The sequence below is a fragment of the Hahella sp. HN01 genome, from assembly GCF_018986435.1.
Classification (GTDB): Bacteria; Pseudomonadota; Gammaproteobacteria; order Pseudomonadales; family Oleiphilaceae; genus Hahella.
The window spans coordinates 53,789-73,646 of the sequence record NZ_JAHMIN010000019.1; the positions used below are offsets into that span (position 1 = coordinate 53,789).

Here is a 19,858-nt window from a genome sequence, read left to right on the forward strand (position 1 = left end):
CTACGCTTTGTGACGGTTCAGGCTGCGCTCAAATTACGACTTGCTTCGGGCGCTTCAAAGACGTGATACGCTTCAGGTCCAAAGGGGTCGAGCGCCGTATCAAGGTGGCAGTAGTTCTCTGGCACCGGTTCCCCTGACATCACCACGTAAAACAGCCGGGGTTGCGAAGGTATTTCCACCGCCAAGGGTTCCTCTACCCAGATAAACACCGCTTTCTCCGTCACCAGATATTCAGAGCGAACAATCCGGCTGCCTTCTCGCAGCATGATACGATTGGCGGTTTGCGGCCCTTCAAGACGATATTTGTGGATAGCTTTCATCATAACGTTTACCTGTTGCTTGCTTCGGTTTCAGTCTGGCAAAGCTAACAGATCGAGAAAAGCAGTTTTAAACGTCGTTTTAATACGGTTTTTTCGATCTCAAAGCCTTTTTAGATACTCAAGACGCCGAACGACGCAAACAAATCGCCTCCACCGCCGGATTACCTGAGCGGGCGCTACGTGTGACGGCGTACAGCCGTTCAGTCACCGCTTCGATGCTGCCCACCAGCTCCACTTGATACTGCCGCAATACTTCCTCACAAATGACGGTCGGAGCGGCGAATACGCCCAGGCCGCGAGCGCCGAACACTTTGACCAATGCGCTGTCGTCAATTTCCGCCTTGATGACCGGCTTGACCCCATGATCGCCCAGCCATCGCATCAATTGCTGAAAATACGGCGACTCCAGAGTCATCGCTAATAATGGCTGTCCATCCAAGCTAAGGGGGAAGTTTTTGCGCAAGGTGCGCGCCAGATCAGGCCTGGCGAACAGGCTGATGCTGGAGCTTTCCAACTCGCGCCAGTGGGTCTGGCTGTCGCGTTGCAAGGGCGGTAAGCGGTCCGCCAGCACAATATCCAGGCGATAACTCAGCAGCTCCTGCACCAAATGCTCAACGGTCCCAGAGCGGCAAGATAGTTTGACCTCCCGATCCAGATGCAAGGCCGGCTCCAACATGCGATAGGCGAACAGTTTATGGATCGAAGCGGAAATACCCACCGCCAGACTGATGGAGCGTCCGCTGGTCACCAGCAACGCAACCTGTTGCAGCTCGCCAGCCACCCGGAACATATCGTCCGCGTAACTGAGGACCAGTCGGCCAAGCTGGGTCAGCGTCATGCGCCGTCCCTTGCGATTGAACAACAAGCCGCCCAGTGACTCCTCAAGGGAGGATAATTGCCCACTGAGAGTCTGCGGCGCCAGATTGAGTTCCTTGCTGGCGGCCACCAGCGAGCCCTCCCGCGCAATCACCCAGAAATAATAAAGATGTTTAAAGTTCAGCGATTTCAGCATCAATGCGGCTCTCCCTACCTGTCTGCTACCTCTCTGTTTAGCAGAAGCAAGGGGGATGTTGAAACCCGAAGAACATTAAAGCGCTCGCCTGTTCGCGCCGTGATGCTTTCGCGCACAAAAAGTGGGTGTCCGTTCAGTGGTTTTGATGATGACCGGAAGGTAGTAGAGTTAGTAGGAGTTAGTAAGAGATAGTAGGACACCCAGTAAAAGCGCTTCGACAAGCTCAGCGCGAACGGGTGGGTTTGGGATTGAGTTTTTAGGGATAGACAATTAGCTGGATTGGAGGCAAGCCTTGGGAAACCGGATCGGACGGGGTTTACGATGGGTGTCTTGCTAACGTTGCGTTATTGGCGTTGAGACCGTAACCCCTTCAAAAACCTGGGGTTCCGTCACACTCAAAATTTGGGTGTCCTGTTAAGAACACCATGGCTGAGCCCCCACAAGCATGGGGGCCCATCGCACCTTAGTGGTGGGTGTCCTACTAGTGCGATTGGTGTAAAAGTGGGTGTCCTGTTAACTAGGCGACTAGAAGCTAACTGCTGCTTCCAGGGCGATTTCCACCATGTCGTTGAAGCTGGTGCGTCTTTCTTCCGGGCTCAATCTTTCACCGCTTAACAGATGGTCGCTGACGGTGCAAAGCGCCAGGGCTTTGCCGCCACACGCCGCGGCCACGCCATAGAGTCCGGCGGCCTCCATCTCCACCGCCTTGACGCCATGTGCGGAGAGACGTTCGGTTAGACCGGGATCGGCGGCGTAGAACAGGTCTGTGGTGAACAAAGCGCCGACATGATATCGCGTCTCCCGACGCCGGGCGGCGTTTACTACCGGCTCCAGCAAATCGTAGTCGGCTATGGCGGCGAAATCGTAATGATTGAGGCGCACGCGGTTCACCAAGGAGTCCGTTCCCGCGCCCATTCCGATAACGATGTCGCGCACTTTCACTTCATCGCGAATAGAGCCGCAGGAGCCGATGCGAACGATATTTTTCACGTTGAACTGGGTATACAGCTCATGGGCGTATATGGAGATGGAGGGTACGCCCATGCCTGACCCCATGACGGAAAGTCTGCGTCCACGGTATTCACCGGTGTACCCCAGCATGCCGCGTACATCGTTCACCAACACGGGTTTCGCCAGATAAGTCTCCGCGATGTGTTTGGCTCGAAGCGGATCGCCCGGCATCAAAACGGTATCTGCAAAGTCGCCAGGATTAGCGGCGATATGAGGAGTGGCCATAATCGTCTTCCTTATGTGATGAGGTGAAACAGATGGGCGCACATCCCGGCGCCCGGGGATAATTTATTGGGCCGCTGGCGCGAGAAAGGAATCGCCAAAGTCCAGTTGGCCAAGATGAAAGTATTCCGCCAGTGTCTGACCGATGTCGGCGAACGTCTTTCTGGCGCCGATAAAGCCATGTGGCGCGCGTTTACCGTACATCAGGATGGGAATATGCTCCCGTGTATGATCGCTGCCGGGCCAGGTAGGATCACAGCCGTGATCCGCCGTCAGAATCAGCAGGTCGTCATCTTTCATGGCGCCCAGGATGTCCGGCAACATCGTGTCGAAATCTTCCAGCGCCTTCGCATAGCCAGTGACATCGCGACGGTGGCCGTAAAGCATGTCGAAGTCCACCAGATTGGTGAAAATCATCGTGTCTTGCTCATTTGTCGCGCCGTCAGTCTCGTTCATCGCTGTCAGGGTCGCTTCCACCAGCGCGCATAACCCGTCCGCCTTGACCGAACGACTGACGCCTTTGCCGGCATAGATATCGGAGATTTTGCCAATGGCGACCACCTCCCCTCCGGCAACACTCAGCTTATCCAGCAGCGTCGGCTTATGGGGCGGCGTGGCGAAATCACGGCGAGCGCCGGTGCGACGAAAATTTTCCGGCGAGGCGCCCACAAACGGACGCGCGATGACGCGGGCGATATTATAGGGATCGATGTGCTTGCGGGTGATTCGGCACAGCTCATACAAGCGTTGCAGGCCAAAGGATTCTTCATGACAGGCGATCTGAACCACGCTATCCGCGCTGGTATAAAAAATCGGCTTGCCCGTCGCCATATGCTCCTTTCCCAGATCCACAATAATCTGGGTGCCGGAGGCATGAACGTTGCCCAGCACGCCGGGCAGACCGGCTTCTGCGACAATGGCGTCAAGCAACTCCAGTGGGAAACTTTGCTGCTTATCGGTGAAATAGCCCCAATCGAAAAGCACGGGAACGCCAGCGATTTCCCAATGACCGGAAGGCGTGTCTTTGCCGGAGCTCAGCTCTTCCGCAAAGCCATAGGCGCCAAGTATGGCGGGCGTCGACTCCAACCCCGGCGCCGCAACGCCGCAACTGGCTTCCCCCGCCTTGCCCAGGCCCAGCCGATTCATGTTGGGAAGCCGCAGTGGCCCTGCTCTGCCTTGACTATCGCAAACGCCAGCGGCGCAGGCTTCGGCGATATGCAATAAGGTGTTGGCGCCGGTGTCGCCGAAACGCGCCGCATCGGCTGTGGCGCCAATGCCAAAGCTGTCCAGTACGATCAATATTGCCCTGCTCACACTCTCTCCTTAAAAGTAACTTCTGTCTCCATGACGGTTCGTTGTTATTGTGCTATCGGCGCTCGTTGGCGCGATCTGCGTATTGCAGTGTAGATCAATATTCCAATGTGGCGTGGTCGGAACCGTGCCCTAATAACACCAGCAGGTTATGCAACAAGCTGCTGGCGCCAAAGCGGAAGTTGTCTGGAGACACCCAGTCGTCGCCCATGATATTCATCGCCAGACTGAGGTAGAGCCGCGCCTGCTCAGGCGTGCCGACTCCGCCAGCGGCTTTAAAACCGACTGGGGCGCGTGACTCGCGTATGCAGTTGAGCATGACTTCCGCCGCGTCCAGCGTCGCATTGACCTTTACTTTTCCAGTGGATGTCTTCAGAAAATCCGCGCCGGCGGCGATCGCCAATTCACTGGCTCGCTGCACGTAATTCGGGGTTTTTAATTCGCCTGATTCAATGATGACCTTCAACGGCACAGCTTCGCCGCAGGCGGCTTTCACCGCAGCGACTAACTTACGCCCCGTGTTTTCATCTCCCGCCAACAAGGCTTTATAGGGAAACACAAGGTCGATCTCATCCGCGCCGGCGCGAATCGCTGCGGTGGTTTCCACAATCACCGCGTCGGCCGGCGATTCGCCGTGAGGGAAGTTCACCACGGTCGCCACTTTCACCGGCGCATCGCTCAAACTTTGCTTCGCCAACGCGACAAAACGGGGATATACGCACACTGCCGCCACCCAGCCTTCCGGGGTGCGGGCTTTCTGACAAAGTGCGGTGATGCTGGCGTCCGTGTCCGCTTCATTCAGCGAAGTCAGGTCCAACAATGGGATAGATAATCGGGCGGCTTCTTGTAGTGTCAAACGTCTCATTCCTGGTTCCTTGGTCACATATAAAAATCCTAAAAGCGCATTATTATGCGCAGATACCCACACTTCAAAACGGATATAAGTCAAATTTCATCGCCATACCGCAATTCTCCGCCTCAATTGCAAAAGCCGATTACAGCCACCCCTTGCGCTTGAAATACAAATAGGGCGTCACCGCAGACACAATCATCAGACCGATCGCCCAGGGATATCCCAACAGCCATTTCAGCTCAGGAATATAGTTGAAGTTCATGCCGTAGATACTGGCGATCAAAGTGGGCGGTAGCAAAACCACAGAGACGATGGAGAAAATTTTAATGATCTGGTTCTGGTGAATATTGATGAAACCTTGTGTGTAGTCCATCAAGTAGTTGATCTTCTCAAACAAGAATGTGGTGTGGGACATCAGCGTCTCCACATCGCGCATGATTTCCTGGCAGGTCTGCTGCATCTCCGGCCAGGGCTTGGCGTGGCGCTGCAGAAAGGAGATCGCGCGTTCCGTGTCCATCAGGCAAAGACGCACCTTGCCGTTTAGATTCTCCACTCGCGCCAAGCCGCCGATAGCAGCCTGCAAGTCCCCGCCCTGCTCCAGCACCTGATGGCTGATATGGTCGAGTTTACGATGGGTGTCCTCTATCATATCCGCCAGATTCCCCACTTTTTGCTCCAGCAGCGCCACCAACAGTTGAGGCGGACCAGCCACTTCCACCTGACCTTTCTCCGCCCGCGTCCGGAATAGTCCGAAGTCCGCGCAATCGCTCTGCCGCAGGGTAATCAGCCGCTGTGTCTGCAATATAAAAGCAACCGTGACCGTTCTGGGTCGGCCGTCCCCATTTGACAAAAACAGCGAGTGCACGTGCACGCCGTTAGCGTCAGTGAAAAACCGCGCGGAAGACTCAATCTCCTCCACCGCCGATGACTCCGGCAAATCCTCAGGCAACAAAGCATTCAGCTGTTCGCGCTCAGCCGCATCCGGCGCCTGCGCATCAATCCAGGATGCCGCCAGCAGCGTCTCTTGGGACACAGAAGATGAAACCTCATGAACTCCGTTATCCCTGATCGTAAACAACTTGAGCATGCTGATTCCTTAATGTTGTACAGGTTGGTTTGTGGCGAGGGCGTCTGGGGGGCGTCGATTAACAGCTGTCGCGTAACTCAGCTCTTATTAGGACACCCATGCTTATCACTTATCACGCTTATCAGGACACCCATAATTAGCGCTGTATTTAAACCTCGACTTAGGAGGACACCCACTTTTGCCGACAGAGAAACATTCGCCGCCGTGCAGGCTCTCATAATCAGCGAGCGCATCGCCGCCGTACAAATTACTGGGACACCCACAATTAGCCAGTTAAACAGATGTAATAAATCCCTGCATCTGAGCAGTAGGTTGCGCACCTTTGGACTAGATCCCTTTTAGCCCCTTTGGGTAATCGTTTGGGAACGGTTCCCAACCTAGACTCGAAAACGTATCACGTTAATAACAGGCACCGCCAAGCCTGACCGCCAATGAACCTAATTAAAGCAATAAGGAAGGACACCCATGATTTCATCCCACTGGCGCAGACATACGCTCGCCCTCTCTATCGCAGCGGGAGCTGGCTTCGGCCATTGCGCTTTCGCAGCGGAGAATCTGGCGCACATGCGGCCTGTCACCACCTCTTCTGTCGAATCCAGCGACCTCAGCGGCTACATGGCCGTCGACGGAGACGCCAGCACTCGCTGGGGTAGCGCCTACGGCAATTCAGCCTGGATCTATGTGGACCTGGGTGAAAAACGATCCATATCCCGCGTCAGGCTTACGTGGGAGGCGGCATACGCTAAAGCCTATGACATACAGGTCTCCAACGACGCCTCATCCTGGACGACTGTCCGTTCCGTCACTAACTCAGACGGAGACATAGACGATCTGAGCAACCTGAACGCAGCCGGCAGATACCTCCGCATCAAAGGTAAAAAGCGCGGAACCGAATACGGCTATTCATTGTGGGAAATAGAAGTTTATGGCGCGGATTCAAACAACAGCGGAGAAAAATCCGTCACGCTTTACGAGGACACCCACTTTAAGGGCTATGCCGTTGAGCTTCCTGTTGGCGACTACAACTTAACCAGCCTGATTTCCCGTGGCGCACTGAATGACGACCTGTCCTCCGCGCGAGTTCCCAGCGGCCTGAAGCTGGAAGTGTTTCAGCACAACAACTTCAAAGGCGTACGTGACCTCTACACGTCTGACGCAGCGGAGCTAAACCGCGACGACGATGCCTCCTCAGTACGCGTCTCCAAAACGGAGACAACGGACGGTGGCTCCGATGAGCACCCGGATTGGCAGTCGGGACATAACTACGTGGAAGGAGACATCGTCCGCTACAAAGGGAAGCTGTATATCGCCGTTCACGCCAATCCTGGCTATGACCCGGTCATCAGCCACTGGTTCTGGGATGAGTATCAAGGTGGCGAAGATGGTGGTGACTCGGGCGACGGCAATGATGATGGAGACAACGGAGACGACTCCGGCGCTAATTGCGCCGCGGGCAATAACTGGAACGAAGCCAATCTGACCAATTACGAGTCTTATCCTGATCCCAACAGCGAAGAGTGCATCAAGTACAACGGCTGTGAATGGGCTGGCCAGTTCGCGGGCCTGGATGGCGTGCAGCCGGAAAGCTGGGTCAAAGCCCACAATATCGCGGCGGTTCACTCCAAAGACTTCAACTGGTTGAACGGTAAAACGCTACGGTTACGTCAGGGCGGTAAGGAAATCGATGTGGTCGTGTACGATATGTGCGCCGATTCGGACTGCGATGGCTGCTGTACGCAAAACCTTGGTCGTACGGGTTATCTCATCGACATTGAGAAGTACACCATGCAACGTTTTGGGACCGGTTCAGGCACGGTCCAGTGGCAGGTGTGCGACTGATCTTTCTCGGCTCCATGACCTTCAATCCGGTGGACAGCCACCGGATTCACTTTTCGCTGCTTTCCCTTCGCTAAATAGCTGCTATCTTTTTACTCGCAGATAAAAACCAATGAGCCGTCCTTCAACCGCCGCCCGACTAAAACAAAAAGGATTTTTACGTGGTTGCCTACGTTATTTTCGATTTTGACGGGACTATCGCCGACACCTACTCCTGGTTTCTCAAGAACATCCAAGATATGTCAAAGACCTTCAATTTCCGCTATGTCACCGAGGAAGAAGGCGAAACGCTGAGGGATAAAACCTACGGCGAAATTATGGATTTTTTGGGTATCAGCGCCTGGCGCACGCCACAATTGGCGAGGGAGTTCAGAAAGCGCGCCGCAGGCAAGATGACCAGCGTCAAACCCTTTCCCCAAATCAAAGAGACGCTTCAGCGTTTAACCGATCACGACTACAAATTAGGCATTGGATCGTCCAATTCCGAGAGCAATATCCGTATGTTTCTCAAACATAATGATCTCGAAGTGTTCGACTACTTCAGTTGCGGCATGTCTTTGTCCGGCAAGGCGCATAAGCTTCGAGCGCTCCTCAAAAACGAAAAAATACAGGCCCACGAGGCGATCTATATCGGCGATGAGTTGCGAGACATAGAAGCCGCACGCAAAGCCGGCCTGAAATGCGGCTCCGTCGCCTGGGGCTACAACACCTTCACACGCCTGAAAGAAGAACAGCCGGATTATTGCTTTGAAACGCCACTGGAAATTGTAGAAAAGCTGGTGGATAGACTTTGATTCGAGCTCTTATTGTGGGTGTCCTGTTAACGGGCTTCGTTTGATTCGTTCAGCACCGCACACTCTTGCGTTACTCATACCAAAAGCAATCTGGAGTTAGCGCCGCCAGGAATCCGCTTGTAACCCAGCTTGGCGCAGACTGACTTCAGCCGATAGAAGGCGCCAACCCAACCTCTGAAGCGACTCTCAAATTTAAGACTGGCCGTCAGCCAGTGATCAGGATCGAAGTTCAAGCGTTGCAATATCGGCGGATAACTTTGATGGATATAGCCAGATTTATCCTCTCTTTGCGCCCTTCCCGTCCAATCCACCAGCGCCAGATAGTCCTCCAGGGCGAATGGAATACCCTGAGAGGATTTATTACGATTTGGGCCTGTAAACGGCATGAGTTTAGCAGGCTGATGCGGTTGTTCACTTTTGAATGCATTGATGCGGCGTTGGATGGAGGTGTACGGGCTTTCTTCCGGCGTCCTCGCCAAATTAGCGCGCACGGGATTTAAGTCGACATAAGCCAGGCATGCCAGCAATGCTTTCTCGTCTAGCAGCGCTTGGGACTTGAAACGACCTTCCCAAAACCGGCCAGTACAGCCATCTTCCCGGTTTGCCATTCTTGCAATGGGCTCGTTCAGGCAGCGCATAAACCAACTGATGCAGGCAAGCCGCTGCCGCCAGACAGTAATCTGCTTTTTCAGAATACGGAAGTGAGCGTCTTCTATTGGCTCGCCTCGCAAATAACGCCAACTCAGTTCGGTCCCGGTAAAAAGTTTATTCCAGCGATGTACGACTTCTCTGTCGCTCCATGATGCCGCGCGACTTGTATTGACATGAAGCACGACATGGAAGTGATTACTCATCACCGCGTAGGCGCACACATCCATAGCGAAGACAGAGGACAGGAATAATATGCGGGACTCTACCCATTTGCGGCGATGAGAATAATCGCGGCCATCGGTATCCTGACCGCATAAATACGCTTGCCGCACACAACGGGAGATACAGTGGTAAAAAGGCGTGGCTTCGACGGAAATCTGCGCATTCCGTGGCTTTGGCATGGTTTCATCCTTGAATTAACGTCACAAAGTGCTGGCTATATAACCAGCATTATTGGTGATCGTCAAGTCTGGGGAACGGGCAATGAGGCCATAATAAAATGGACACCCACTCAAATACGGTGGGTGTCCTGATAAGCTCATGCGTTTATTCGCAGCACTTTTTCAGCCGCTTCAAGGCCCTACAGCTTTCTACAACCCCCTACAACTCTTCTGCAATCTCCAGCAGGTAGGCCGCCACTTCTGTTGGTTGAGTCAAATTTGGGCAATGCCCGGTGGCCATCGAATAAGTGCGACGAACGCCTCCCTGTGCGGCCATTTGCCTCTGCGCCGCAAGCGGTACAGCGTTGTCCTCTGTTGTTTCGATGTAATACTTCGGAATGGCGCCGCAACGCTCATCAGTGATGCTCAGCTTTTCAAACAACGGAGCAGCCGGTTCTGCCACCATGTATTTGGCGGCTTCGCTAAAGGCTTCCGCAGACGCGTCCTGAGCAAAGGCGGCGTGAACTTTTTCGGCGGCCACATAGGCTTCCGTCTTATCGTCTGACAAGTAGAAGTTATCCACCGCTACAGAGCCCGTGCCCCCCGCCACGGCATCGCCAAAGGAACCGCCGTTGGGCAACAAAAACGCAGTAAGATAAATCAGACCGCGAATTTTCTCTGGTCGCGCCTCAGCGACCTGGCTGATGGTGACGCCCGCGAAGCTATGGCCGACCAGGATAACTGGCTGCTCTGAACGATCCACCGCTTCAAGCACTGTCGCCACATAATTCTGCAGCCGGATATGTTTGGCTGGTGTTTGATCCGCTCCATGACCCGGTAAGTCAGGTGCGATAACAGTGTGTCCCTTGGCCGTCAATTGATCCGCCACGTGCTTCCAAGCCCAAGCGCCCTGCCATGCAGCGTGTACAAGAATATATGTGCTTTTCATAGATACCTCTGTGTTAAACGACAAACGTTGAAATGGGTGTCCGGTTACTAAAGTGGGTGTCCTGGTAAGCTCAGGCGCTTTGCTGTGGGTTCAGGCTCAGAACGCTGAAGTCATCCTGCGCCAGCTTCCATTCGCCGCTGTCCTGCTTCACCCACAGCTCTTTGCTGATAAAGCCATTGGCGATATTCATGCGCCAGTTCGCGGAAAGGACAGCGCTTTTGGCGTCGATGACTTTGACGTTGACGTCCAGATACTCAAGTTGCGATGGATTGAGGTTAGCGAAATCGCGCCAGAATAAGGCGATAGCGCCGGCGCCTTTGAACTCTCCAACCGGGTCCACACGCATGGTGGCGTCGGGCAGGTAACCGGAGAGGCAACCTTCAACATCGCCACGGTTAAAGCAGGCAATCCATTTTCTGCTAGCGCTCAGGACTTCTTCGATAACGATTTGGGACATTTCACTTTCCTCTCTTGCTGTTTTGGGAGCGGGAGGAATAATATTCGAATCCAATAACGCAATAATTAGCTCGTTTTGAAACTCAATGTTTAGATATAATGAACAAAAAGCGCTTCCTTATCGTATGTTGGTGTTTAATGAAGTGGTGAAGTGCGGCTCCTTCACAGGAGCGGCGGAAAACCTCGGGCACACCCGTTCAGCCATCAGCACCTATATCAGTCAACTGGAAACGTTAGTGGGAACAAAGCTGCTGAGTCGCAGCACCCGACGACTGCATCTGACGCCCGCAGGACGCCAGTTCGCATTGCGCTGCGCGCAAATGGCGGAAACACTGCAACTGGCGGTGGATGAGTTACAGGATTTTGAGCAGGAGCCTCAGGGACGGGTCGCAATTACCGCTCCTCACGCCTTTGAATCCCTGCTGGTGGAGTCAGTGATAGCCGATTTGTGTCGGCAATATCCAAAGCTGATCGCTGATGTCACCTTTTCCGATCAGAAACTCGATCTGCTTGAACATAAACTGGACATGGCGATCACAGTCGGACCTCAGAAAGACAGCGACTACCACGCGCTAAAACTGGGTGTCCTGCGTTCGTTTCTGGTCGCTTCGCAAGCTTATCAGGACACCCATGGCAAGCCTGATCCCCAACAGATGCAAGACCACACGTTGATCCTCCTGCCCTGGCAACACAAAGCGTCTCTGTTCAACAACGGCGAGCAAACTCTTTTACATGCGGGTAAGACAATGCAGGTCAATACGTTGCCGGCGGCGATCAACTATGCACGACATGGATTAGGCTTGCTGCTGGCCCCATCGATTTTCGTGGCGGACGCCATTGGGCGCGGCGAGCTGGAAAGAGTGGCCGCAGACTGGCAAGCGGAAGACAGAGACGTCTACGCCCTGCATACTTTTGGCAAGCGCCTTCCTTTCATTCTCAGGCAGGCGACGGAGCGGCTGAAGTGGAAGTTGGAGTCGTTGGGATAACGACTGGTTTTCTATTTGGGTGTCTAAATGGACACCCACTTTTACTCTTGTTACAGCACATTGAGATTGATCGCGCAGCCATTCCCTGTTCACTGCTTACCAGGACACCCATGTTTAATGTTTGCTTATCAAGACACCCATAATTAGCCCGCCTCTCATGATTGCGCCAAACTGAGCGCCACGCCTCATTTTCCTGCGATAAACACAACCAAAGTTTCAAATTTCACCCATAACGCTTACGCCGCTTACACTAAACGGTATAGCGGATAACCCTTTACGGATAACCCCATCCCTGACCGGACGAGTCTAATTTCTGCCGTTTTACTGATTCCACCGGGCCCGTCCTTCATACAGACTGCGCAAGATAATTCTAATACTTACAACTCAATCCCAAAGAGAAACCTCATGAAAAGGATGATCAAGTCTATCCTGACCTGCGCGCTAACCGCTCTGCCGTTTTTCGCCCAAGCCTACGATAGCGATGCAATTCCCGACGACCAATTCATATATTCCTACGACGAGATGCGGAACTTCGACGTGGCGGCGTATCTGGAAGAACATGCGCCCCATCTGAAAGATCAAGCAGACGTGATTACGCACTGGGCCGGTTACAGCACCGTCAGCCCGAAGGTCCTGATGACCCTGATTGAGATGCAAAGCGGCTTACTCAGCCATGGCGGACGTCAGTTCGCAGCTATGCAGCAGCCTATGGGCGAACTGTCCTCTGAATCCGGCTTCAATGCGCAAGTGCAGGATATTGCCACCCGCCTCGCCACCAACTACTACAAAACAGTAGGGCAAGAGCAACAGAACCTGTCTTTCGTGGGTCAGGGCATTGCGACGCAGTCCTTGTCTGATGAACTACGCAACAGCTCTGACGGCGATGTCGAGGAGTTCCAGGAGGTTTATCATCGCCTGTTCCCAGAAACAGCGCAGTCCGCCACAGCCTCCACCGCTCCGTCTCTTAATCGTTTCGCCGCATACACCCGTAACGCGGTACCGCCGGATAATTTATTGCAGCTGCCCTTCCCGGTTGGCGAGCAATGGTATTTCGGCGGCGCGCACACCTACACCGGCAGCGGCAGCTACCCGCTTTCATCTCTGGACTTGAACAACGGCGGCTACTGGGGCTCCAACACCTCCAACAAATGGGCGGTGGCGTCAGCGGGAGGCACCGCGATTCGTCACTCTTCCTGTTTCGTTGAAGTGCTGCACGAAGGCGGATGGTCAACTACTTACTACCACCTGGACAACATTCAATTTCAGAATCGCGCCACAGTTTCCCGGAACCAGAAACTGGCGAACTACGCCAACAATCAGTCTCAAGCGCTCTGCGACGGCGGCAGCTCGACTGGCCCTCACCAGCATTTCAGCTTGAAATATAACGGCAGCTACTTCCACCTCGACGGCGTCGCCCTGTCCGGATACAAAGTGAAAACCGGCCGCTGGAGCTACGACGGCGACTGTAATTACTTCTGGTTGAGCAAAGATAACTATCGTTATTGCGCCAATCGCTCCCTCAGCAACCCCGGCGTTCCCAACGGCGGCGATCCCGATGATGGAGGCGATGACGACAACGGCGGCGACGATGGCGGGGATGACAACAGCTCAGAAACCACTCTGCGCAACGGCCAGACCGTGCAGAACATGTCAGCCAATAAAGAAGATCTGAATTACTACGTGCTGGATGTCCCCGCTGGCTCCCGCAATCTGTATTTCAAAATCAGCGGCGGTCGCGGTGACGTGGACATGTACGTCAAGCGTGACGGTCGTCCCGGCTTCAACAACTACAACTGCCGTCCATACACCACCACGCAGGACGAGCAGTGCTATTACCGCACGCCACAGGCCGGCAAGTACTACATCATGCTGCACGCGTTCTCCAACTACTCAGGAATCTCTCTGCAAGTTGGCTATGAGAACGACAACGATCAGGGCAGTAACCGCGAAATGTCCAATGGCCAGGTGTACCGCAACCTGTCCGGCGCGCAGGGTGAGAAGTCTTATTTCCGCCTGAACGTTCCCGCCGGCGCGACAGACCTGCGTATTGAGATGTCCGGCGGAACTGGCGACGCGGATATGCACGTCATGTATCAGTCCCAGCCGACGCTGAGCAACTACCACTGCCGCCCTTATTCGACCACTCAGGTGGAATGGTGCTCCTGGCGTTATCCCTACGCCGGCACCTTCCACATCATGCTGTACGCCTTTAAGCCTTATTCCGGCATTCAGCTGGTAGCCACCTATAAAACAGGCTCTGGCGCCAGAGCCTCGATGAATTTGACGGAGCATATGGAGGAATAACATTTTCCGTCATCCGAAGCCCCCAAGATGCCCTGGGGGCTTTTTTTATTCAGCTGACCCGTTTTACTTTTGGCCTTCGTCGACAATTTTCTTTTCAAGATCCCTCCGGCGGATCAAGCCTCCTTCGTGTTCCTTCTCAAGAATCCAAAACCGTTCTCTCACGATAGTGACAGCGCTGGAGACATCCATGCAGAGCTCGCGTTCGGCATCGTTCATCAATGAAATATCCAGACAAAAGGAATCGCCATATTCCCTCGTCAAAAGCTCTACGGCCTTGTTTAAATCCAGCGTCATCAGCATTTTTAGAGAATGGTATTTAAGGCAGGGGTTTCTAGTCACTTTATCCATATTTTCATCAACTTAAGAGGTAAACCAAGCATGAAGCGCAGAGATGAGCGGTCCTCGGTGAGTATACAGACACAGCTCCAATCTTTAGTGCTTCAACTAATATACATTCATGGTCCCAATCTCTAAGGAACCTCTGAAAAACGTTGGCGAGGCCGCCAGTGCAAGGAAAAAGTCGGCGAAAAAGCGCAGTTTATCGTAAATAAATGAGCATTTTGAGCCGACTTTTGACGCAGCAATGGCAACGCAGGTAGTTTTTCAGAGGTTCCCTAAATCTCCGGAGGCGTATATGAATGCGGATGAACTCAAAGCCTTACAATCTCCCCTGAAGCAGCAATACAAGGAAAAGCCGGAGACGGCGCTGATTACGCTGAAGGCACAGGGACGTATTGGCGAAGGAATCACTTGCAAGGTGGACACAGGTAGAGCCATAGCCGAGGCGGGGCTGCATCCAGCGACGGGAGGCGATGGCTTATCGCTTTGCTCTGGCGACATGCTGCTGGAAGCCCTGGTAGCCTGCGCCGGCGTTACTTTGCGCGCTGTCGCCACAGCGACAGGGGTGGATCTTCAGGATGCGGTGATTCGCGCGGAGGGAGATCTTGATTTCAGGGGCACGCTGTCTGTTGCGAAAGACGCACCTGTCGGCTTCAAATCCATCCGCCTGCATTTTGACCTCAAAAGCCAGGCGGATGCGGAACAACTCAGCTCTCTGATGAAACTGACGGAACGCTATTGCGTGGTCTATCAGACTTTGGCTCGCTCGCCGGACATCCATGTTGAGTATGTCGCGGCGCCATAGGAGCAGTTGAAGACTCTGCTCCTCTCTTTTACTTTTGCTTTTACTTTTACTTTTTGCTCTCGCCCTTCCGTTCTCATTGGCGGGTTTATGGGGCAAACGCCGTCGCACTGGCGTCCCGCCCAGGTCCAGAAAGCTGTGGATGCTGCCCTGGTGAAAGCGGAAGACACGCTCGGCTTTATCCTCCACCACCAGTCCTTTATAGAGCCAGGGGTCCTGGGTCGCAACGCCGGTTGGACAGGTGTTTTTGTTACAGCGCAACGACTGCACGCACCCCAGCGCGAACATCATGCCCCGCGCGCTGTTGCACAGGTCCGCGCCCAGCGCCATGGCGCGAATCATATGGAATCCAGTCATGATCTTGCCGCTGGCGATGAGGCGAATATGGTCTCTCTTGCCAACGCCAACCAAAGCGTTGTTGACGAACATCCAGGCGTCCCGCGCGGGCATACCCAGTGAGTTGGAGAATTCCAGCGGCGCTGCGCCAGTGCCGCCTTCACCGCCATCCACAGTGATGAAATCCGGCGTGACGCCAGTTTCCAGGATAGCTTTGCAGATGGATAAAAACTCCACCCGCCGCCCCACGGAGAGTTTGAAGCCTACCGGCTTGCCTCCCGACAGCTCGCGCAAGTGAGTGATAAATTCCAGCATTTGCGTTGGATTATGAAACGCCCGGTGACGAGGCGGACTGATGACGTCCTCTCCCATGGGCACCTTGCGAATTTCCGCCAGCTCCTCATTCACCTTACAGGCAGGCAGTACGCCGCCATGTCCCGGCTTGGCGCCTTGAGATAGTTTCAGCTCGATCATGCGCACTTCGTCCCGCTGCGCCATGTCTTTAAACATTTCAGGATCGAAATCGCCTGTGCGGGTGCGACATCCAAAATAGGCTGTGCCGATTTGCCAGATCAGATCGGCGCCCGCTTCCAGATGGTAGGGCGAGACCCCGCCTTCACCAGTGTTGTGGGCGAACCCGCCTTTCTTGGCGCCCTTATTCAGGGCCTTGATCGCCGCCGGCGACAACGCGCCGTAACTCATCGCGCTGATGTTTAGCACCGAGGAAGAATATGGCTGTCGGCATTGCTCGCCGCCAATCACCACACGGGGCTCTTCTTTCAGAGGCTCCGTTTCTGACAGCGCATGGGCCGCCCACTCGTAGCCAACGCGATACACATCCCGTTCGGTGCCGAACGGCTTGGTTTCCAAAGCCCCCTTGGCGCGCTGGTAGACAATGGCGCGAATCTCCCGCGGAATGGGGTGCGCGTCGATATTGGATTCAATGAAGTACTGCTGGATTTCCGGGCGAATCCGCTCCAGCCAGTAGCGGATGTGGCCAATGACAGGAAAGTTTCGCAGAATCGCGTGCTCGCTCTGCATGACGTCATACAGACCTATGGCGATGATCGGTCCGATCAGAACCAGCAACCACCATACCGTCGGCCAGACCAGAGAAATCAAGGCCAATGCCGCCAGCAAGGCTATGGATATCTGGTAAAACCACCTTCTGATCATGCAAACGCTCCCTTTGTTTGTTAAGCGAAGATTGTCCAGGCAGACGGTTTTATCCGATTTCGCGCACTTGCTCGATTTCTATCTGAATCAATTCAAGCAAACGATTGGTGAAGATGTATTGAGGAAAATAATCGTTCGTGGAAATACTGCTCATCAGAAGGGAGAACTGGTCTTTACAGTCGTCCAGATTACTCAGTACGTTTTCAGACAAGTCCTCGGCGCTCCTTATCTCGTCAAGCTGTCTCAACTTGCAAGTGATGTACGCAGTCGCCTGCTCAGGACGACAGTCAGGCTTGCCAAGTCTGTGCCAACCTTCGTCAACCAATATCGCGTTGTTCATGGCCTGTCATTCATTGGCGCCCTAACCCGGAGATTTATGTTTTCCGCCCTATCAGCCGCAGCCTGACATAAGTATATGCCCTCAGGCTTCCAAGGGGAAAGTCAGGGAACCCAATTGTAAGCTTTACAAGATAGTTGGAAAAAGTACCGTCAAAACACAAATGCGACGCCCTTTTCCATCCGCTCCCGAGCCCGCCATCACGTCATTTTGATCAAACTCAGCCATGGCAAGGAAATTGCCGCGTCTATCAGGACACCCATCGTAGCGCTGGTTCGAAGACTTGGAGCCGCGCCGCCAATAAGGACAACAGAAAACGGAAGCATTCACTATGAATATCAACGAAGCCAAGGTTCTCATCATCGCCACCCACGGATTCGAGCAATCCGAGCTGGAAGTTCCCCGGGATCGACTGCGCAACGCAGGCGTCACCGTGCATGTAGCCTCCCTGCAGACAGGCCGCATTCGAGGGTGGAGCGGGAAAGATTGGGGCGAAGAAGTCCCTGTAGATAAGACCGTACAAGACGTAGATGTAGAGGACTACCACGCAGTGGTATTTCCCGGCGGGCAGATCAACCCTGACTTGCTGCGGGTGGAAAAGACGGTGATAGACCTGATCCATAAATTTAACATCGCGGAAAAGCCCATCGCCGCCATCTGTCACGGCCCCTGGCTTTTAATTGAGGCGCAGATCGTCCGCGGCATTCGCGCCACCTCTTACAAGTCCATCATCACCGACATGAAAAACGCTGGCGCGGAATGGGTGGATGAGGCCACAGTGCGCGACCGCAACATCATCACAGCCCGCCACCCGGGCGATCTCGACGCCTTTGTAAGCGCCATCAAAGACGCCCTCGCCGCGCTTTAATCTCTCTCCTTCCCCCGTGAACACATAAAAGGGAGTTAGCTATGCAGGAACAGATTATCCGGTCATCAACGCCATTTTCGCGTTCCATCGTACATCGCGATCAATACCGGGCCCTGCATAGCCGCAACCTGTGGGCTCATTTCATGAACATGGCCCTGGCGCTCTGGCTCATCTGTTCACCGGCGCTGCGCGACTATAGCGAGCCAGGCATGATATACAGCGATGTGATCGCGGGCTTTGCATTGCAGGTCTTCGCCGGGTTATCCCTATCCTGGCGTTTTAGCTGGGCGCGCTGGGTTTGCGCTGTACTGGGGTTGTGGCTGATGTCGGCGCCGCTGCTATTCTGGACACCCAACGCAGCCGCCTATTTGAACGACACGCTGGTGGGCATTCTGGTTACCGGCTTCGCCATTGCATTACCGCCCTCTCCCGGGGTTTCCTCCCGAGCGGAGCTGGATGAGACGAATATTCCACCGGGGTGGGACAGCAATCCCTCCAGCTGGTTTCAACGCCTGCCGATTATCGTCCTGGCGATGGTTGGCCTGCTGATCTCGACGTATCTGTGCGCGTATCAGTTACAACATATTCCCGATGTGTGGGAGCCGTTCTTCGCCGGCTCGCGCACTGATCCCCAAAACGGCGCGGAGGAAATCATCACCTCGTATGTGTCCGAAGCCTGGCCGGTTCCCGACGCTGGCGTGGGCGCGTTAACCTACGCGCTGGAAATCCTGTCCGGGCTGGTGGGGTCGCACAAACGCTGGCGCACCATGCCCTGGCTGGTGGCCCTGTTCGGATTCATGATTGTGCCTCTGGGCATTGTCTCCATCACCTTCATCATTATTCAGCCTATTTTGCTGGAAACCTGGTGCGCCCTCTGCCTGATTGCGGCCACTGCGATGTTGTTGCAGATCCCCTATTCGCTGGATGAATTGGTCGCCACCGGCCAGTTTCTGTATCGACGCAAACAAGCGGGTCGCTCCCTATGGAAAGTATTTTTCCTCGGCGATGAAGACAATGGCGGACGCGTCGCGCCAGAGCCCAGCTTCGAGCAACGCCCGGCCGCCATCATAAAAGACATCGTGGGCGGGGGCGTGGGGCTGCCTTGGAATCTCGCCGTGAGCATACTCATCGGCGTGGGGTTGATGTGTACGCGGTTGCTATTCGGAACCGAAGGCGCGATGGCGGACTGGGATCACCTGATAGGATCGTTAACCATCACCGTAGCAGTGATCTCATTGACGGAGGTCGCAAGACCCGTACGTTTTTTATTGGTCCCGCTTGGCATTTGCCTACTGCTGACGCCCTTCGCCTATGGCCCAAGTCTGAACGCCTCTCTCGCCAGCTTGACTGCCGGCTTGGCGTTGATCCTGTTGAGCCTGCCGCGAGGCGATATCAGCAGGCGTTACGGTAGCTGGAATCGCTGGATGTTCTAGTCGTTAATGACGCTATTTACGTCGCCAACGCCCTTCCCGCTTCACATATTTCTCTTTGACGGCAGACCATGCCACCCGACGCGCTGTTTCATCCCGAGAGACGTCGCCGCGGCGGTCTTCGGGATCTCGATACTGATCCCAGGCATGATTGAACGCGGACAGATAGATTTCCTGCGCGTGCTTGGGCAGGACCTGGGAGACATTGTTGGGCAGTTCGCTGAGGCGGTCATAAGGCATTCTCCATCCCTCCTTGAAACTTTTCCCGGCGAGCCTCCTGGATGACGCCAGCCGGATACAGACGTTGCCGAGGGTGACGACGCAAGACGTCCGTCTCTTCCAAGCATCAAAATTCAGGCCAGATTGTCCAGCCCGGCGTGCAAGTCTGCCTTGTCGCC

General features: G+C 54.4%; 19 protein-coding genes and 1 pseudogene. 7 read left to right on the forward strand and 13 right to left on the reverse strand.

Annotation, left to right across the window (positions count from 1 at the left end; all coding sequences use genetic code 11):
- Window positions 1–17: 17 nt before the first annotated feature.
- The 6 genes from KP814_RS18405 to corA form a co-directional block, all read right to left on the reverse strand.
- Entirely contained in the window at window positions 18–323 is a 306-nt protein-coding gene (locus KP814_RS18405) for a hypothetical protein (protein ID WP_253938468.1), read from the reverse strand.
- 115 nt (window positions 324–438) lie between these two features.
- On the reverse strand, window positions 439–1,332 hold the full coding sequence (locus KP814_RS18410; protein ID WP_216738126.1) for a LysR family transcriptional regulator: 894 nt from the start codon (window positions 1,330–1,332) through the stop codon (window positions 439–441).
- Window positions 1,333–1,857: 525 nt separating this feature from the next.
- A complete protein-coding gene (gene deoD, locus KP814_RS18415) occupies window positions 1,858–2,568 on the reverse strand; it encodes a purine-nucleoside phosphorylase (protein WP_216738127.1) in 711 nt (236 codons plus the stop codon).
- A 63-nt stretch (window positions 2,569–2,631) separates the two neighbouring features.
- On the reverse strand, window positions 2,632–3,879 hold the full coding sequence (locus KP814_RS18420; protein ID WP_216738128.1) for a phosphopentomutase: 1,248 nt from the start codon (window positions 3,877–3,879) through the stop codon (window positions 2,632–2,634).
- A 94-nt stretch (window positions 3,880–3,973) separates the two neighbouring features.
- Window positions 3,974–4,741: a deoxyribose-phosphate aldolase gene (gene deoC / locus KP814_RS18425; protein ID WP_216738129.1), complete on the reverse strand. Its 768-nt coding sequence runs from the start codon at window positions 4,739–4,741 to the stop codon at window positions 3,974–3,976.
- Window positions 4,742–4,871: 130 nt separating this feature from the next.
- The gene (gene corA, locus KP814_RS18430; RefSeq protein ID WP_216738130.1) at window positions 4,872–5,816 is read right to left on the reverse strand and encodes a magnesium/cobalt transporter CorA; all 945 of its coding nucleotides are present in this window, start codon (window positions 5,814–5,816) and stop codon (window positions 4,872–4,874) included.
- Window positions 5,817–6,281: 465 nt separating this feature from the next.
- Here corA and KP814_RS18435 point away from each other — a divergent pair, with 465 nt between their 5' ends.
- The gene (locus KP814_RS18435) at window positions 6,282–7,655 is read left to right on the forward strand and encodes a discoidin domain-containing protein (protein WP_216738131.1); all 1,374 of its coding nucleotides are present in this window, start codon (window positions 6,282–6,284) and stop codon (window positions 7,653–7,655) included.
- Window positions 7,656–7,813: 158 nt separating this feature from the next.
- Complete coding sequence (locus KP814_RS33155) at window positions 7,814–8,446, forward strand: HAD-IA family hydrolase (protein ID WP_216738132.1); 633 nt, start codon at window positions 7,814–7,816, stop codon at window positions 8,444–8,446.
- A 74-nt stretch (window positions 8,447–8,520) separates the two neighbouring features.
- Here the strand turns inward: KP814_RS33155 and KP814_RS18445 are convergent, their stop codons facing one another.
- From KP814_RS18445 to KP814_RS18455, 3 genes are all read right to left on the reverse strand, one after another.
- A complete protein-coding gene (locus KP814_RS18445) occupies window positions 8,521–9,498 on the reverse strand; it encodes a transposase (protein WP_216738133.1) in 978 nt (325 codons plus the stop codon).
- A gap of 199 nt (window positions 9,499–9,697) precedes the next feature.
- Entirely contained in the window at window positions 9,698–10,426 is a 729-nt protein-coding gene (locus KP814_RS18450; protein WP_216738134.1) for an alpha/beta fold hydrolase, read from the reverse strand.
- Window positions 10,427–10,496: 70 nt separating this feature from the next.
- Window positions 10,497–10,883, reverse strand: coding sequence for a nuclear transport factor 2 family protein (locus KP814_RS18455; protein WP_216738135.1), 387 nt, complete (start codon window positions 10,881–10,883; stop codon window positions 10,497–10,499).
- 85 nt (window positions 10,884–10,968) lie between these two features.
- Here KP814_RS18455 and KP814_RS18460 point away from each other — a divergent pair, with 85 nt between their 5' ends.
- Together KP814_RS18460 and KP814_RS18465 are read left to right on the forward strand one after the other, a co-directional pair.
- Window positions 10,969–11,868, forward strand: a complete 900-nt coding sequence (locus KP814_RS18460) for a LysR family transcriptional regulator (protein ID WP_216738136.1) — start codon at window positions 10,969–10,971, stop codon at window positions 11,866–11,868.
- 405 nt (window positions 11,869–12,273) lie between these two features.
- Window positions 12,274–14,172 carry a pre-peptidase C-terminal domain-containing protein gene (locus tag KP814_RS18465; RefSeq protein WP_216738137.1) on the forward strand — a complete coding sequence of 633 codons (1,899 nt, stop codon included), beginning with the start codon at window positions 12,274–12,276 and terminating at the stop codon, window positions 14,170–14,172.
- A 63-nt stretch (window positions 14,173–14,235) separates the two neighbouring features.
- On the opposite strand, the gene KP814_RS18470 is transcribed toward KP814_RS18465, so the two are convergent.
- Complete coding sequence (locus KP814_RS18470; protein ID WP_216738138.1) at window positions 14,236–14,520, reverse strand: hypothetical protein; 285 nt, start codon at window positions 14,518–14,520, stop codon at window positions 14,236–14,238.
- A gap of 490 nt (window positions 14,521–15,010) precedes the next feature.
- Here KP814_RS18470 and KP814_RS33435 point away from each other — a divergent pair, with 490 nt between their 5' ends.
- Window positions 15,011–15,316, forward strand: coding sequence for an OsmC family protein (locus tag KP814_RS33435; RefSeq protein WP_371824069.1), 306 nt, complete (start codon window positions 15,011–15,013; stop codon window positions 15,314–15,316).
- A 156-nt stretch (window positions 15,317–15,472) separates the two neighbouring features.
- Here the strand turns inward: KP814_RS33435 and KP814_RS18480 are convergent.
- Together KP814_RS18480 and KP814_RS18485 are read right to left on the reverse strand one after the other, a co-directional pair.
- Window positions 15,473–16,825 (reverse strand): annotated as a pseudogene (locus tag KP814_RS18480) (FMN-binding glutamate synthase family protein); the annotation flags it as partial.
- A gap of 49 nt (window positions 16,826–16,874) precedes the next feature.
- On the reverse strand, window positions 16,875–17,165 hold the full coding sequence (locus KP814_RS18485) for a hypothetical protein (protein WP_216738140.1): 291 nt from the start codon (window positions 17,163–17,165) through the stop codon (window positions 16,875–16,877).
- Window positions 17,166–17,493: 328 nt separating this feature from the next.
- Between KP814_RS18485 and KP814_RS18490 the strand changes: the two genes are divergently transcribed.
- Together KP814_RS18490 and KP814_RS18495 are read left to right on the forward strand one after the other, a co-directional pair.
- Window positions 17,494–18,030, forward strand: a complete 537-nt coding sequence (locus tag KP814_RS18490; protein ID WP_216738141.1) for a type 1 glutamine amidotransferase domain-containing protein — start codon at window positions 17,494–17,496, stop codon at window positions 18,028–18,030.
- 41 nt (window positions 18,031–18,071) lie between these two features.
- A complete protein-coding gene (locus KP814_RS18495) occupies window positions 18,072–19,463 on the forward strand; it encodes a vitamin K epoxide reductase family protein (protein WP_216738142.1) in 1,392 nt (463 codons plus the stop codon).
- A 12-nt stretch (window positions 19,464–19,475) separates the two neighbouring features.
- On the opposite strand, the gene KP814_RS18500 is transcribed toward KP814_RS18495, so the two are convergent.
- A complete protein-coding gene (locus tag KP814_RS18500) occupies window positions 19,476–19,700 on the reverse strand; it encodes a ChaB family protein (protein ID WP_216738143.1) in 225 nt (74 codons plus the stop codon).
- Window positions 19,701–19,858 lie beyond the last annotated feature (158 nt).

What these genes read in the sequence shown, in the direction of transcription:
- KP814_RS18460 (WP_216738136.1), top strand. Translation starts at nt 10,969, where the DNA reads ATGTTTAGATATAATGAACAAAAAGCGCTTCCTTATCGTATGTTGGTG.
- KP814_RS18450 (WP_216738134.1), bottom strand. Translation starts at nt 10,426, where the DNA reads ATGAAAAGCACATATATTCTTGTACACGCTGCATGGCAGGGCGCTTGG.
- KP814_RS18435 (WP_216738131.1), top strand. Translation starts at nt 6,282, where the DNA reads ATGATTTCATCCCACTGGCGCAGACATACGCTCGCCCTCTCTATCGCA.
- KP814_RS18470 (WP_216738138.1), bottom strand. Translation starts at nt 14,520, where the DNA reads ATGGATAAAGTGACTAGAAACCCCTGCCTTAAATACCATTCTCTAAAA.
- deoC (WP_216738129.1), bottom strand. Translation starts at nt 4,741, where the DNA reads ATGAGACGTTTGACACTACAAGAAGCCGCCCGATTATCTATCCCATTG.
- KP814_RS18445 (WP_216738133.1), bottom strand. Translation starts at nt 9,498, where the DNA reads ATGCCAAAGCCACGGAATGCGCAGATTTCCGTCGAAGCCACGCCTTTT.
- KP814_RS18500 (WP_216738143.1), bottom strand. Translation starts at nt 19,700, where the DNA reads ATGCCTTATGACCGCCTCAGCGAACTGCCCAACAATGTCTCCCAGGTC.
- deoD (WP_216738127.1), bottom strand. Translation starts at nt 2,568, where the DNA reads ATGGCCACTCCTCATATCGCCGCTAATCCTGGCGACTTTGCAGATACC.
- corA (WP_216738130.1), bottom strand. Translation starts at nt 5,816, where the DNA reads ATGCTCAAGTTGTTTACGATCAGGGATAACGGAGTTCATGAGGTTTCA.
- KP814_RS33435 (WP_371824069.1), top strand. Translation starts at nt 15,011, where the DNA reads ATGCTGCTGGAAGCCCTGGTAGCCTGCGCCGGCGTTACTTTGCGCGCT.
- KP814_RS18405 (WP_253938468.1), bottom strand. Translation starts at nt 323, where the DNA reads ATGATGAAAGCTATCCACAAATATCGTCTTGAAGGGCCGCAAACCGCC.
- KP814_RS18410 (WP_216738126.1), bottom strand. Translation starts at nt 1,332, where the DNA reads ATGCTGAAATCGCTGAACTTTAAACATCTTTATTATTTCTGGGTGATT.
- KP814_RS18495 (WP_216738142.1), top strand. Translation starts at nt 18,072, where the DNA reads ATGCAGGAACAGATTATCCGGTCATCAACGCCATTTTCGCGTTCCATC.
- KP814_RS18465 (WP_216738137.1), top strand. Translation starts at nt 12,274, where the DNA reads ATGAAAAGGATGATCAAGTCTATCCTGACCTGCGCGCTAACCGCTCTG.
- KP814_RS18485 (WP_216738140.1), bottom strand. Translation starts at nt 17,165, where the DNA reads ATGAACAACGCGATATTGGTTGACGAAGGTTGGCACAGACTTGGCAAG.
- KP814_RS18455 (WP_216738135.1), bottom strand. Translation starts at nt 10,883, where the DNA reads ATGTCCCAAATCGTTATCGAAGAAGTCCTGAGCGCTAGCAGAAAATGG.
- KP814_RS18490 (WP_216738141.1), top strand. Translation starts at nt 17,494, where the DNA reads ATGAATATCAACGAAGCCAAGGTTCTCATCATCGCCACCCACGGATTC.